This is a genomic window from Pseudomonas sp. FEN (assembly GCF_904067045.1).
GTDB lineage: Bacteria > Pseudomonadota > Gammaproteobacteria > Pseudomonadales > Pseudomonadaceae > Aquipseudomonas.
Genome location: NZ_CAJFDC010000001.1, coordinates 731,114 through 745,021, shown reverse-complemented (window position 1 = coordinate 745,021; position 13,908 = coordinate 731,114). Strand labels below are relative to the sequence as shown.

General features: G+C 62.9%; 13 protein-coding genes. 8 read left to right on the top strand and 5 right to left on the bottom strand.

Annotated elements, in window-relative coordinates; translation table 11 throughout:
* Positions 1 to 193 precede the first annotated feature (193 nt).
* Genes hmgA through maiA form a run of 3 tightly spaced genes read left to right on the top strand, consistent with a single transcriptional unit; the run spans position 194 to position 3,451 of the window.
* Positions 194 to 1,492 (top strand): homogentisate 1,2-dioxygenase, encoded by a 1,299-nt coding sequence (gene hmgA / locus PFEN_RS03475; protein WP_191485635.1) that lies wholly within the window; start codon positions 194 to 196, stop codon positions 1,490 to 1,492.
* 3 nt (positions 1,493 to 1,495) lie between these two features.
* On the top strand, positions 1,496 to 2,800 hold the full coding sequence (fahA, locus tag PFEN_RS03470) for a fumarylacetoacetase (RefSeq protein WP_191485634.1): 1,305 nt from the start codon (positions 1,496 to 1,498) through the stop codon (positions 2,798 to 2,800).
* 12 nt (positions 2,801 to 2,812) lie between these two features.
* The gene (gene maiA, locus PFEN_RS03465; RefSeq protein WP_191485633.1) at positions 2,813 to 3,451 is read left to right on the top strand and encodes a maleylacetoacetate isomerase; all 639 of its coding nucleotides are present in this window, start codon (positions 2,813 to 2,815) and stop codon (positions 3,449 to 3,451) included.
* A 220-nt stretch (positions 3,452 to 3,671) separates the two neighbouring features.
* On the opposite strand, the gene PFEN_RS03460 is transcribed toward maiA, so the two are convergent.
* Positions 3,672 to 4,475, bottom strand: coding sequence for a SirB1 family protein (locus tag PFEN_RS03460; RefSeq protein ID WP_191485632.1), 804 nt, complete (start codon positions 4,473 to 4,475; stop codon positions 3,672 to 3,674).
* Between the two features lie 177 nt (positions 4,476 to 4,652).
* Between PFEN_RS03460 and PFEN_RS03455 the strand changes: the two genes are divergently transcribed.
* A complete protein-coding gene (locus PFEN_RS03455; RefSeq protein WP_191485631.1) occupies positions 4,653 to 5,672 on the top strand; it encodes a Leu/Phe/Val dehydrogenase in 1,020 nt (339 codons plus the stop codon).
* 164 nt (positions 5,673 to 5,836) lie between these two features.
* On the opposite strand, the gene PFEN_RS03450 is transcribed toward PFEN_RS03455, so the two are convergent.
* Positions 5,837 to 6,103 (bottom strand): YebG family protein, encoded by a 267-nt coding sequence (locus tag PFEN_RS03450; RefSeq protein WP_191485630.1) that lies wholly within the window; start codon positions 6,101 to 6,103, stop codon positions 5,837 to 5,839.
* A gap of 400 nt (positions 6,104 to 6,503) precedes the next feature.
* Between PFEN_RS03450 and PFEN_RS03445 the strand changes: the two genes are divergently transcribed.
* The gene (locus PFEN_RS03445) at positions 6,504 to 7,004 is read left to right on the top strand and encodes a phosphate-starvation-inducible protein PsiE (RefSeq protein WP_191485629.1); all 501 of its coding nucleotides are present in this window, start codon (positions 6,504 to 6,506) and stop codon (positions 7,002 to 7,004) included.
* A gap of 48 nt (positions 7,005 to 7,052) precedes the next feature.
* Here the strand turns inward: PFEN_RS03445 and PFEN_RS03440 are convergent, their stop codons facing one another.
* Complete coding sequence (locus PFEN_RS03440) at positions 7,053 to 7,394, bottom strand: YXWGXW repeat-containing protein (RefSeq protein WP_191485628.1); 342 nt, start codon at positions 7,392 to 7,394, stop codon at positions 7,053 to 7,055.
* A 265-nt stretch (positions 7,395 to 7,659) separates the two neighbouring features.
* Here PFEN_RS03440 and PFEN_RS03435 point away from each other — a divergent pair, with 265 nt between their 5' ends.
* Both PFEN_RS03435 and PFEN_RS03430 read left to right on the top strand, forming a co-directional pair.
* A complete protein-coding gene (locus PFEN_RS03435) occupies positions 7,660 to 9,189 on the top strand; it encodes a DUF1800 domain-containing protein (RefSeq protein WP_191485627.1) in 1,530 nt (509 codons plus the stop codon).
* A gap of 27 nt (positions 9,190 to 9,216) precedes the next feature.
* Entirely contained in the window at positions 9,217 to 10,416 is a 1,200-nt protein-coding gene (locus PFEN_RS03430) for a DUF1501 domain-containing protein (RefSeq protein ID WP_191485626.1), read from the top strand.
* Between the two features lie 7 nt (positions 10,417 to 10,423).
* Here the strand turns inward: PFEN_RS03430 and PFEN_RS03425 are convergent, their stop codons facing one another.
* Together PFEN_RS03425 and PFEN_RS03420 are read right to left on the bottom strand one after the other, a co-directional pair.
* On the bottom strand, positions 10,424 to 10,789 hold the full coding sequence (locus PFEN_RS03425; protein ID WP_191485625.1) for a DUF3509 domain-containing protein: 366 nt from the start codon (positions 10,787 to 10,789) through the stop codon (positions 10,424 to 10,426).
* Between the two features lie 169 nt (positions 10,790 to 10,958).
* A complete protein-coding gene (locus tag PFEN_RS03420) occupies positions 10,959 to 12,347 on the bottom strand; it encodes a PLP-dependent aminotransferase family protein (protein ID WP_191485624.1) in 1,389 nt (462 codons plus the stop codon).
* A gap of 147 nt (positions 12,348 to 12,494) precedes the next feature.
* On the opposite strand from PFEN_RS03420, the gene PFEN_RS03415 reads away from it, so the two are divergent.
* Positions 12,495 to 13,694, top strand: a complete 1,200-nt coding sequence (locus PFEN_RS03415; protein WP_191485623.1) for a benzoate/H(+) symporter BenE family transporter — start codon at positions 12,495 to 12,497, stop codon at positions 13,692 to 13,694.
* Positions 13,695 to 13,908: the final 214 nt, after the last annotated feature.

Below are 13,908 nucleotides of genomic sequence, written 5' to 3'. Positions count from 1 at the left end.
ATCCTGGGACGAATGGGCGTCTTTATAGCTTGACGGGCACTGTCAATCAAATTACGTTCTGCATAATCAAATTACGTTCTGCATAATCAAGTTACGTTATGCACAATTTTCCCTGATAAAAATAAACCAGCCCGCGCCGCACGTCTCTCGAATCTGGAAGGCGGCCTCGGGCCCACTCCCTCCAGGAGGCTCCATGAACCCCGATTCCACGGTGCTGGCCTATCAGTCCGGCTTCGGTAACGAATTCAGCAGCGAGGCCTTGCCTGGCGCGCTGCCGGTCGGCCAGAACTCTCCGCAGAAAGCGCCCTACGGCCTGTATGCCGAACTGTTCTCCGGCACGGCCTTCACCATGACCCGCAGCGAAGCGCGGCGTACCTGGATGTACCGTATCCAGCCGTCGGCCCGGCACCCGGCGTTCATCAAACTGGAGCGGCAATTGGCGGGCGGCCCGCTCGGCGCGGTCACCCCCAACCGCCTGCGCTGGAATCCGCTGGACATCCCCGGCGAGCCCAGCGACTTCCTCGATGGCCTGGTGAGCATGGCGGCCAACTCGGTGGCGGAAAAACCGGCCGGCATCAGCATTTACAGCTACCGCGCCAATCGTTCCATGGAGCGGGTGTTCTTCAATGCCGACGGCGAATGGTTGCTGGTCCCGGAACAGGGACGGCTGCGGCTGGTCACCGAGCTGGGCGTGCTGCAGATCGAGCCGCTGGAAATCGCCGTATTGCCCCGTGGCCTGAAATTCCGTGTCGAACTGCTCGATCCGCAGGCCCGTGGCTACCTCGCCGAGAACCACGGGGCGCCGCTGCGCCTGCCGGACCTGGGGCCGATCGGCAGCAACGGCCTGGCCAACCCGCGGGATTTCCTGACGCCGGTCGCCCATTATGAAGACCTGCGGCAACCGACGACCCTGGTGCAGAAGTTCCTCGGCGAACTCTGGGGCTGCGAACTGGATCATTCGCCGCTCAACGTGGTCGCCTGGCACGGCAACAATGTGCCGTACAAATACGACCTGCGTCGTTTCAACACCCTCGGCACGGTCAGCTTCGATCACCCGGACCCGTCGATCTTCACCGTGCTGACCTCGCCTACCAGCGTGCCGGGCCTGGCCAACCTCGACTTCGTGATCTTCCCGCCGCGCTGGATGGTGGCCGAGAATACCTTCCGTCCGCCCTGGTTCCACCGTAACCTGATGAATGAGTTCATGGGCCTGATCCAGGGGGCCTACGACGCCAAGGCCGAGGGCTTCCTGCCCGGTGGCGCGTCGCTGCACAGTTGCATGAGCGCCCACGGCCCGGACGGCGAAACCTGCACCCGGGCGATTGCCGCAGAGCTTTCGCCGAGCAAGATCGACAACACCATGGCCTTCATGTTCGAGACCAGCCAGGTGCTGCGCCCGAGCCGTTTCGCCCTCGACTGCCCGCAGTTGCAGAACGACTACGATACTTGCTGGGCCACATTGCCCGTCACCTTCAACCCGAATCGGAGATAACCCATGACTCAACCAGCCATCCCTCGCAGTTGGGTTGCGTCCGCCAACGGCCATGCCGATTTTCCGTTGCAGAACCTGCCGCTGGGGGTGTTCAGCCACAAAGGTTGCGCGCCGCGCAGTGGCGTGGCGATCGGCGCACAGATCTTCGACCTGGAAGCGGCCCTGGAACTCGGCTTGTTTGACGGCCAGGCCAAGCTCGCGGTCGAAGCGACCCGTGGCGGCCAGTTGAATGCGTTCTTCGAACTCGGGGCTCCAGCCCGCGTGGCTTTACGCGCACGCCTGCTGGAACTGCTCGGCGAAGCCAGCAGCCTGCGTGGCAAGCTCGAAGCCCAGGGCACGAAGCTGCTGCCGCTGGCGACCGATTGCCAGTTGCACCTGCCGGCCCGGATCGGCGACTACACCGATTTTTATGTTGGCATCGAGCATGCGCAGAATGTCGGCAAGCTGTTCCGCCCCGATAACCCGCTGCTGCCCAACTACAAGTACGTGCCCATCGGCTATCACGGCCGGGCCTCGACTGTCCGTCCGTCCGGCACCGAGGTGCGGCGGCCCAAGGGCCAGACCTTGCCGGCCGGGCAAAGCGAACCGACCTTCGGTCCCTGCGCGCGGCTGGACTACGAGTTGGAACTGGGCATCTGGATCGGCCAGGGCAATGCCCTGGGCGAGTCGATTGCCATCGGCGATGCCGCCGAGCATATCGCCGGTTTCTGCCTGCTCAACGATTGGTCGGCGCGGGATATCCAGGCCTGGGAATACCAGCCGCTGGGGCCGTTTCTGTCCAAGAGCTTTATCACCAGCGTTTCGCCCTGGGTGGTAACGGCCGAGGCGTTGGAGCCGTTCCGCAAGGCCCAGCCAGCGCGTGCGCCAGGCGATCCGCAACCCTTGCCGTACCTGTTCGACCCCCGTGATCAGCAGGGCGGTGCCTTCGATATCGAGCTGGAGGTGTTGTTGCTGACCGAGGCCATGCGCGAGCAGAATCTGCCGGCTGAGCGCCTGACCTTGAGCAACGCCCGGTACATGTACTGGACCGTGGCGCAACTGGTCGCGCACCACAGCGTCAACGGCTGCCAGTTGCAGGCCGGCGACCTGTTCGGTTCGGGCACCTTGTCCGGTCCCGAGGCCGGGCAGTTCGGCAGCCTGCTGGAGATCACCGAAGGCGGCAAGAAACCTGTGCAACTGGCCTCGGGCGAAGTACGCAAGTTTCTCGAGGATGGCGACGAAATCATCCTGCGGGCGCGTTGCAACCGTGAGGGCTTTGCTTCCATCGGCTTCGGCGAATGCCGGGGCAGGATTGTTCCGGCACGTTGAGGGAGTTGGATCATGGAGCTTTACACGTATTACCGTTCGACCTCGTCCTACCGTGTGCGGATCGCCCTGGCCCTCAAGGGCCTGGAATATCATGCGCTGCCGGTCAATCTCGTCGCCCCGGGCGGCGGTGAGCATCGGCAGGCGGCCTATCTGGCGGTGAACCCACAGGGCCGGGTGCCGGCCTTGCGCACGGACGCGGGGGATGTGCTGACGCAGTCGCCGGCGATCATCGAGTTCCTGGAAGAACGTTATCCACAGGTGCCGCTACTGGCTGCCGACCTGCTGACCCGCGCCCACGAGCGCGCGGTGGCGGCGCTGATCGGTTGCGACATTCATCCGCTGCACAACTCCGGCACCACCAACCTGCTGCGCCAGTGGGGGCATGACGAGGCCCAGGTGCTGGAATGGATCGGTCACTGGATCAGCCAGGGGCTGGCGGCGGTGGAGGCGTTGATTGGCGAGAGTGGTTATTGCTTTGGCAAGGAACCGGGGCTGGCGGATGTGTACCTGATTCCGCAACTGTATGCGGCGCAGCGCTTCAAGGTGTCGCTGGAGGCTTATCCGCGCCTTCGGCGGGTGGCGGCGCTGGCGGAACAGCACCCGGCGTTTATCCAGGCGCATCCGGCCAACCAGCCGGATACTCCGGTATGAAGATCGCCAATCACGGGGCGAACGGCCACAACCGCGCTGTATGCACCAGCGCTAGTATCCAGATAGTTCTCACACCCGCTTGGCCGTACTCGCGCGGCGTGCCGCAAATTCGGCCTCAACCTCTTGACGCAGTGCATATATCTTCATTACACGATACGACAGAAGCGGACAAAGTGCTGACGAGCGCATGCCGGTCTTTTCGATGGTGCTCCACAATCGCCTAATGCACCACCGCATTCGGCGGCAATTGCCCCAGCCGTTCCGCCAGCCGCAGCCGCTGCAGCGGGTCGTCGCTGAGCAACAGCGCGCGTTCCAGGTCATGGCGTTCGGCCCGCGGGCAATCGAGGCGCTGGTACAGGCTGGCGCGGGCCAGGTAGTCGCCGGCGTTGGCCTGGCCCAGCTCCAGAACCCGTTCGGCATCCACCAGCGCACCAAGGAAATCGTCATTGGCCTGATGCAATTGCCGCAGGTTGCGCGACAGGCGCTGGAGCATCTGCACCGGCGTGGCGGTATGCATGTGCTCGGCCTTCAGCGCCGCGCTCGGCCCGTACTGGCGAGTCAGCAGTTCGCGGCAGTCGTTGGGATAAAGACGGCGACCGCCGCACGGGTCAAGCAGATGGTCCGCACCCGGCACCCGTAGCAGGAAATGCCCGGGAAAGTTCACCCCCACCAGTGGAATCTCCAACTGTCGGGCCAACTCCAGGGCGATCAATGCCAGCGCCAGTGGCTGCCCGCGCCGGCGTTGCAGGACCTTGTCGAGCAATGCCGCGTGAGGGCGCAACGGGGTGAACTCGTCCTGCTGGAAACCCAGATCGTTCAGGCGCCGCAACAGCGGCTGGGCCAACTCGCTGACCGGCAGCATCGGCAAGCCGGCGCTGACCCGTTGTTGCAAGTCACGGAAATCCCGCAGCACGACCTCGGGGCGGACCTGCGGGTCATGTTCGGTCGCCATCCACAGGGCCGCTTCGAACACTGCGGGCGGGGTGCGTTCCAGGCAGGCGAAAAAGGCTTGGCGGGGGTTCATCGAGATCTCCGGCAGAGTCTCTGTTTTAGCCCCGTGACGGGCTTTCGTCCAGTCTCTTGCGCAGGTCGACGGTTATGTCGTAAAGCCTGCAAACGGCAAGGTCTTATTCCTGCTTGCTTCTGCAAGCTTTCCCACGAAGCCTATACTCGCTACAGGTAGCATCCAGGGGGCCTCTCGATGTTCGCTCTCATGCAAAGCACTCGTCTTGAGTCGCTGCACCTCAGCGTCGATCCGGTCACCGGGTTGAAGGCGGTGATTGCCATCCATAATCGTCGACTCGGGCCGGCGTTGGGCGGTTGTCGCTATCTGGCTTATCCCGACGATGAAAGCGCCATGGTCGATGCCATCCGGCTGGCCCAGGGCATGAGCTACAAGGCCGCACTCGCGGGGTTACCGGTGGGGGGCGGCAAGGCGGTGATCATTCGCCCGCCCCATGTGGAAAGCCGCGCCGCCTTGTTCGAAGCCTTCGGTCGTTGCGTCGAGCAACTCGACGGACGCTATATCACGGCCATTGACAGCGGTACCTCCACCGCCGATATGGACTGCATTGCCCAATACACCCAACACGTCACCAGTACCACGAGTGCCGGCGATCCGGCACCACACGCGGCCATGGGCGTCTTCGCCGGGATCCGCACCACTGCCATGGCACGCCTGGGCAGCGACAATCTCGAGGGTTTGCGGGTGGCCGTACAGGGGTTGGGGAATGTCGGGTATGCCCTGGCCGAGCAGTTGCACGCGGCGGGAGCGGAGTTGCTGGTCAGCGATACCGATCCGGGCAAGGTGCAATTGGCCATGGAGCAATTGGGCGCGCATCCGATCGCCTGTGAAGCCTTGCTCAGTACCCCGTGTGACATTCTGGCGCCTTGCAGTGTCGGCAATGTACTCACCAGCCAGAGCGTGGCGCAGTTGCGTTGCGCGGCGGTGGCGGGGTCGGCCAGCACACAACTGACGCATATCAGCGTCGCCGATCAGTTGGAAAAACGCGGCATTCTTTATGCCCCTGACTATGTGATCAGCTCGGGCGGTTTGATCTATGTCGCCCTCAGGCACCAGGGCGAGGAGCTGTCGACCATCACCGCCCATTTGTCTCGTATCGGTGCCCGCCTGACCGAAGTCTTCGCCCATGCCCAGGCGGAAAAGCGTTCGCCGGCGCGGGTGGCCGACGAATTGGCGGAACGCCTGCTTTACCGTTGAACGAGCCGGAGTCCATATCATCCTGTACCGGTTGAATAGGGCACCCCTGTGGAGCCAGCTTGCTGGCGATAGGTTCAGCGCGGTGTCCCTCAACACCGCGTCGTTTGCATCGCCAGCAAGCTGGCTCCTGCACGGAGGCGGCGTTCCTGGGATGGCGAGGTGCCTTATTCGGCAGGGGCGGGTGCCGAGAGCAACTCCGTCAGCGCATCCGGCTGGTTCTTGAACGCCCGGGCGAACACATCGCGGTTTTTCGCCATGTAGATACCGGCTTCTTCCACCTGCTGCTCGCTCAGCGAGGGCACGGCTTTTTGCAGGACTTCGGCCAACAGCTCGGCCAATTCGAGCATTTTGTCATGACGGTCAGCTTCGGCTTTATCCATGAACAAACGCTCCAGATCTCGGCTGCTGCGGTATACCACTTCGACGGCCATTCACCACCTCACATGCCTTCACGATAGTTGTGTTTTGCAATTACTGTATTTATATACAGCTAAAAGCATAAGCGAATCCCCAGGGTTTGGGTAGTGGCTTTTTAATGTAGACCTGTTTCGCGGTTTGTCATGTGGACCGCGTCGCCCGCATCGCGAGCAATCGAGCGTCGACCGGCTGCTCCTAAAGGGGCGAGGTCCGCCACTTTCTGGTGAGTGACGCAGTTGCGCAGGCGCAGGGTTTGTCAGACCACCGCGAAGGCCGGCAGGTCCGTCAGCGCAACGTGCCCCGAAACGTATTGTCACCATCTCACCCCTGTCCCTGGCCTTTTTTCTGCATGCAGGGACAATGGTCATCTTCCAGCCGCATCATCCGTTCAAGTCGAACCAAGGAACCTGCATCGTGAAAATCAATTGGGCCGAAAACCTGCGAAAAAACGTGCATCAGGTGGCCGAGTCCCTGGGCAATCTGCTCGTCGAGTCGTTCCATTACCTGGCGTTGTTCGCCATCGGTGGGGTCACCGCCTGGGCGGCGGTGATGGAGTTCCTGGTGATGATCGAAGGGGGGCAGCTCAAGATCGATGACATCCTGCTGCTGTTCATCTATCTCGAACTGGGGGCGATGGTGGGGATCTACTTCAAGACCAACCACATGCCGGTGCGCTTCCTGATCTATGTGGCGATCACCGCGCTGACCCGGCTGCTGATCTCCAACGTGTCGCACCACAATCCACCGGACATGGGCGTGGTCTACGTTTCCGGGGCGATCCTGCTGCTGGCGCTGGCAATCCTGGTGGTGCGCTATGCCTCGTCGCAGTTTCCATCGGCGAAGATCGAGCATCCGCAACGCAAGATCGGCGAAGGCTCCAGCGAGCATCCGGAAGTGGAGAAGGGCGAGCTGTAGGCGGTGGTAGGAGCGAGCAAGCTCGCTCCTACATCGATATCTACATCATCAGTTGATCCAGGCTCCGGCGCGCAGATGCCAGCCATCGTTATGCCGTTCCCAGTGCGGGTGCTCATAGCGATAGCCCGGACGCACCGGTTCCCAATGACCGTGCATCGCCACATAGCGCCGGCCGTCCCAATGCCAGTAACCCCGCGCCCAGACGAAACCGGGGCGATAGGCCGGCTCTACTTCGATCACTTCCTGCGGCGGCGGTTGCGGTGCCACCACTTCGACGTATTGCGGCGCTGGCCGTTCGACCACCACCCGGCGCTCGTGAACCACGCGTTCCTGTACGCAACCGGAAGCCGCCACGACTACCGCTGCAAGTGCTGCGTAACGTAAAAACATGTTGCCTCCTCGGAATGGTCCGCCCACAGCGTACGCCTGGCGAACGAATCGGTGCCGTATTTCCTGACCGGTCAGTCTTGTTGTAACAGCATGTATCTGTCCGCTTGCTGAACCCGAGACAGTCTTTTTGGCCGCAAGAACCGCTTGTCACCCGCTTGGGGCAGGATAGAACTGAATGCGAAATTGTCAGCATTGGTACAGCCAGCTCGACAGACACTGAGGACACAAGGATTGACGCCGTTCCCACCTTTGGAAGCCTCTTGAGATGCCAGTACCGGGTGCTGTTCTACGTTGTCTGGGGTTGTCGGCCTGCCTGGCCGGAGGGCTTTGCACCAGCGCTGTTGCCGCGCCGTTGAGCCCGGCTGATTCGGCCTGGCTGCGGCGCGATGGTTTCGACCTCGACGCGGCGAACGTTGCGCGCTTTCGCGCCATGGGCCGTGCCGGCTTGCTGGAGGCGCAACTGGCCGAGCGCATTCATGACGCCTGGCCGCCGGGCATCGATGCTCAATTGCACGCGTTGCCGATGCTGACGCAACCGCTACAGGCTACCTTGCTCGCCTTCAAGCAGGGCCAGGAGCAACTGCAGGCCATGCCGGACGGCGATGCCAAGGTCGAGGCCAGGAAAGCCCAGCAACAACAACTCAATGACGCCGCCGACCAGGCCCGGCAAATCATCCTGCTGCGGGCGGTGTATGGCAGCAATCAGCTCAAGGAGCAGATGGTCGGGTTCTGGCTCAATCACTTCAGTGTGTTTGCCGGCAAAGGCGCGGTGCGGCTGATGGTGGCGGACTACGAAGAGCGAGTGATCCGTCCACATGCCCTGGGCAAGTTCAAGGACCTGCTGCTGGCCACCCTCAAGAGCCCGGCCATGCTGGAGTTTCTCGACAATGCCCAGAATGCCCGGGGCAAGGTCAATGAAAACTACGCCCGCGAGCTGATGGAACTGCACACCTTGGGGGTCGGTTCCGGCTACACCCAGCAGGATGTCCAGCAGTTGGCGCTGATCCTGACCGGCGCGGGAGTGCTGCCGCTGGACGGCCGGGAGCAGAAATTCGGGCCGCGGGTGGCGCCGTTGGTGGTGCGCGACGGGATGTTCCAGTTCAACCCCAATCGCCATGATTTCTCCGACAAGGTGCTGCTGGGCGAGCCGATCCAGGGCACGGGGTTCGATGAAATCACCCGGGCGGTCAACCTGATCACCCGGCAGAAGGCCTGCGCGCAGTTCATCTCGCGCAAACTGGCGCAATACTTTGTCGCCGACCAGCCACCGCAGTCCCTGGTGGATCGCATGAGCGCGACCTTCCAGCGCAGCGACGGCGATATTGCCCAGGTCTTGCGCACGCTCTTCGATTCACCGGAACTGCTGCAAAGCGCCGGGAAAAAATTCAAGGACCCCACCCAGTTCGTGGTCTCGGCGGTGCGCCTGGCCTATGACGGCAAGCCCATCGCCAATCCGCGGCCGATGCTCAACTGGCTCAATCAACTGGGGGAACCGCTGTTCGGTCGCCAGACCCCGGATGGCTGGCCGCTGGACGCCACCGGCTGGGCCAGTTCGGGGCAGATGTCCAAGCGTTTCGAAATTGCCCGGGCCATCGGTTCGGGTTACAACCGGCTGTTCACTCCAGAAGGCAGTGACAAGGCGCAGGGTGGTTTTCCGATGATCACCACACCGCTTTACTACGAGGCCATCGGCCCGCATCTGTCGGCGGCCACCACGGCCGCGCTGAACCAGGCCACCTCGCCCCAGGAATGGAACACCTTCCTGTTGTCCTCACCGGATTTCAACAATCGCTGACATTGGGCTCTTCAGGAAGGTGCTGTGATGAATCGTCGAGATTTTCTGGTCGCTTCAGCGGTCGCCGCCGCGACTCTGCCGAGCCTGTCATTCTCCGGCAAGCTGTTTGCCGCACCCGCGTCGGCACCGCGCTTTCTCATGGTGTTTCTGCGCGGCGGCTACGACTGCAACAACCTGCTGGTGCCCTATACCAGCGATTTCTACTACGCGTCGCGGCCGACCCTGGCGATTGCCCGGCCCGATCCGCACAACCCCAACAGCGCCATCGCTCTCGACGGCCATTGGGGACTCAACCCGGTACTGCGTGACTCGCTCTACCCGCTCTGGCAACGCAAGCAGCTCGCCTTCGTGCCCTTTGCCGGCACCGACGACCTGTCGCGCAGCCATTTCGAGACCCAGGACAATATCGAGGCGGGTCTGGCCGCGGATCAACACGGTCACTATGGCTCGGGCTTTCTCGCCCGCCTGGCCGGGGCGATGCCCGGCAGTGCGCCGATTGCCTTTACCGACGCCTTGCCCCTGAGTTTCCAGGGCGGGCGGGATGTTCCCAACCTGTCGTTGCGCGGGGTTTCCAAACCTGTTTTCGACGAGCGCCAGTCGTCGATCCTGGCCTCGATGTACAAGGGCACGCCGCTGGCCGCACCGGTGTCCGATGGCCTGCAACTACGCCAGCAAGTGTCAAAGGACCTGCAGGATGAAATGACCAAGGCTGGGCGTGGCGCCCAGACCGCGCAGAATTTCGCCGCTGAAACCCGGCGCATCGCCACCCTGATGTGCGACCAGTATCGGCTGGGGTTTGTCGATGTCGGCGGCTGGGACACCCACGTCAACCAGGGCAGCACCCAGGGCCCGTTGGCCAACAACCTGGCGAATCTGGGGCAGGGGCTGGCGGCGTTTGCCGAGGCCATGGGCGACCAGTGGAAAAACACCACCGTGGTGGTGGTCTCGGAGTTTGGCCGAACCTTGCGCGAGAATGGCAATCGCGGCACCGACCATGGACATGGCACGGTGTACTGGGTGTTGGGCGGGAGCGTGCGTGGTGGGCGTATTGCCGGCGAACAGGTGGCGGTGGCCCCGGGCAGTCTGTTGCAGAACCGCGATTACCCGGTGCTGAACAATTACCGTGATCTGCTGGGCGGCGTGCTGGGCCACACCTGGGGTTTGTCCGCTGCGCAACTTCAGAGCGTTTTCCCCGGTGCGCGCCCCAATGGGTTGCAGTTGGTTTAGCGGCTGCTTAACGAACCGGCAGGGTCAGCACCCGCCCGGTCGACGTGGCCGGGCGCCCCAGGCGATGGCCGGCGCCGTTCCACAGCGGTGCGGGAAGCGTCGCCAGTTTGAGGCTGTCGCCGTCGGTCATGGCCGTGAGAATCTCCATCGCACAGTGTCCCTGCTCGATGGCGATGCCGAACTGTACGCTCTGGATCAGGCGTTTCAGGCGTCGCGGATCATTGCGCTGATCGGCGCTGATCATCCGTTTGGCCACCACCCCATCGGCGTTGGACAGGGTCAGCATGATGTCGCCGTCCAGTCCCTGGAGGCTGAGGTTGACCCGGTACTCGGGTTGGAACGCGTCATTGATCAACTGAAAGGGGTTATCCATGTGTGTCACCACTCTGCTCGAAACCTGCATTCATTGACTGCTCGCTGGCCGGGTTGGTTCGTCGATTCCGGACCGGCGGCAGATCAGGCGCCCTGACTTCATGTCGGGACACAACGGCATTGAGACTGCCTTGATGAATCTGCAAGGCTTGTGCCGAATAAACAACCGTTCAGTAGAAACGTCGCGGGTCGGCGTCGATCAGGCTGGCCAGCTTGGTCAGGGCGAAGCGCAGTTCGTCCCGGCTGGTGGGTGACATCAACACGATCCGCACGCTGCGGGTATGCCCCTGGCGCTCGGCCTGGAACTGCGTGCCGCTGAGTACCAGCACCCCGTTGGCCCGTGCCAGCAGGGTGAATTCATCAGCGCTCCAGGGCTCGGGCAGGGTCAGCCACAGGTGATAACTATGGGGCTGGGTGCTGACCTGCAAGCCGCGAAACACCTCGGCGGCGATGGCCTGGCGGGCGGCTGCTTCGTTGCGCTGGAGCGCCACCAGGCGCGTGTCGAGTCCTTCGCCGAGCATCATGCTCGCCAGCTGCGCGGTCAGTGGCGACGGCATCCAGATGCTGCTGCGGACCATCGATGTCAGGCGCGACAGCAGTTTCGGCGGGCTGTACAGGTAGCCGATGCGCAGGGCTGGCATCACCGATTTCGACAGGCTGGTGAGGTACACCGAGCGGTGCGGGGCATAGCTGGACAACGGCTTGATCGTCGGGTCACTGGCAAGGAAACCGTAGATATCGTCGTCGATGATGATGAAGTCGAACTCTTCGGCAATCGCCGCGATCTGCGCCCGGCGCGCGGCGGACATGATCGCCGTGGTCGGGTTCTGGCAGGTGGCGACGCAGATCAGCAATGCCGGTCGTTCCTGCTGGCAGCGCTCGCGCAGGGCCTCGGGAATGATCCCTTCCGCGTCCATGGCCACGCCGCCGAGGCGCCGCTCCAGGCCATGGGCCAGGGAAATGATGCCCGGATAGCAGAGCGCTTCGCAAAGCACCAGGTCGCCGCTGTTGCTCAGGGCGCTCAGGGCGACCATCAGGCCATGCTGCGCGCCGGCGGTGATGACCACCTGTTGCCACTGCGCATCGGGCAGCGACTGGCGCAACCACTGGGCGCCGGCTTCACGATGGGCGGGGTGGCCGCCGTCGGGGGCGTAGTCCAGGGCGCGGGCGAAATCGGCATCGTTGGCCATGTTCACCAGGGCATCGCGCAACTCGTGTTCGAGGGGCTCGCCGTGGGGCTTGATGATCGACAGGTCGAGCAGGTCGGCCGGCCCCGACGCCAGCAGTGTCGATGTCGGTTGGCGCGGCGCGGGCACCACGCCTTGTTCCAGCACATAGGTGCCGCGACCGACTTCACCCTGCACCAGCTTGCGCCGCTGGGCCTCGCTGTAGGCACGGCTGATGGTGCCCGGGGTGACCTCCAGCGCCTGGGCCAACTCCCGCAGCGTCGGCAGGCGGCTGCCGGGCTTCAGCGCACCGCTGGCGATATCCCGGGCCAGCGCATCGGCGATGGAGAGATACACCGGTTGGTTGAAGTCGCTGAGCCGAGGAACCCACATGTTTGATGGCTACCGATCCTGAAAAAGTGCGGGCAAGCTTATCACAGGGTGTATGGATTCAAATTGAATCTATTGTATCGAATCAATTTTTGCGCTTATATGCGCAGCAATCGACTCAATATTTCCCATGCCCAGGTACCGACGCTTATGAGTAACCTCAGACAGGACTTTTCGTTATCGGCGCTGATCGCCGGCTTTATCGCTGTGGTCATTTCCTATGCTGGCCCGTTGATCATCGTGTTCCAGGCCGCTTCCCAGGCCCATCTGTCCAGCGAGCAGGTGTCGTCGTGGATCTGGGCGATTTCCATCGGTAGCGGCGTCACCGGCCTGCTGTTGAGCTGGCGCCTGCGGATTCCGGTGATTACCGCCTGGTCGACGCCCGGCGCGGCGCTGTTGGTGTCGATGCTGCCGACGGTGTCGTTCGCCGAGGCGATCGGCGCCTACATGGTGGCGTCGTTGATCATCCTGGTGGTGGGTTTGTCCGGGGCCTTCGACAAGTTGATGAGCCGCCTGCCCAAGGCGATTGCCGCGGCGATGCTGGCGGGGATCCTGTTTCGCTTCGGCGCCGAGCTGTTCACCTCGATCCGCCTGCAACCGGCGCTGGTGTTGTCGATGATTGCCGTGTACCTGCTATGCAAGCGTTTCTCGCCGCGTTACGCGATTCTGTCGGTATTGGTCGTCGGTTGTGCCTTCGCCGGGGCGATGGGCGAATTGAACCAGGCCTCGATCAGCGTGGCGCTGGCGCAGCCGATCTTCACCGCGCCGCAGTGGAGCTGGCACGCGATCATCAACATCGGCCTGCCGCTGGCCCTGGTGACCCTGACCGGCCAGTACGTGCCGGGCATGGCGGTGCTACGCACGGCCGGTTATCCCCAGCCGGCGCGACCGATGATTTCGCTGACGGCCGCCTGTGCGGTGCTGCTGGCGCCGTTCGGGGCCCATGGCCTCAACCTGGCGGCGATCACGGCGGCGATCTGCACCGGGCGCGAGGCTCACGAAAACCGCGACAAGCGCTATATCGCCGGTATCGCCTGCGGGTTTTTCTACATCCTGATGGGCACCTTCGGCGCGACCCTGGCCTCGGTGTTCGGCGCCTTGCCCAAGGAGCTGATCGCGTCCCTGGCCGGGCTGGCGCTGTTCGGCGCGATCAGTGCCGGACTCAGTGGCGCCATGGCCGAGGAAAAACAGCGTGAAGCGGCGCTGATCACCTTTCTGGTGACGGCTTCGGGCATGAGCTTCCTGGGTTTGGCGGCGGCGTTCTGGGGACTGATCTTCGGTCTGGTGGCGCATTTCGTCCTGAGCTACACCCGCGAGCGCAAGGTGCTGCCGGGACTGCGCGACGCTTGATACGGTCAATTGTAGGAGCAGGAGGTGACAGTAAAGCGACTCGACCCAACTCCCGACATTAACAGCGCGTTACGGGCTTGTCCGGCTATTTCGTCGGATAATTATTTATCTTTTCAAAGGGCTTGAATTGTTTTTCCAACTGCCCAACTCTGTCATCAAGAGGTCATGTTCAGCACGCCGCCAGGCGTTGCCGGCGAGCCTCTTGCAAGCTAGC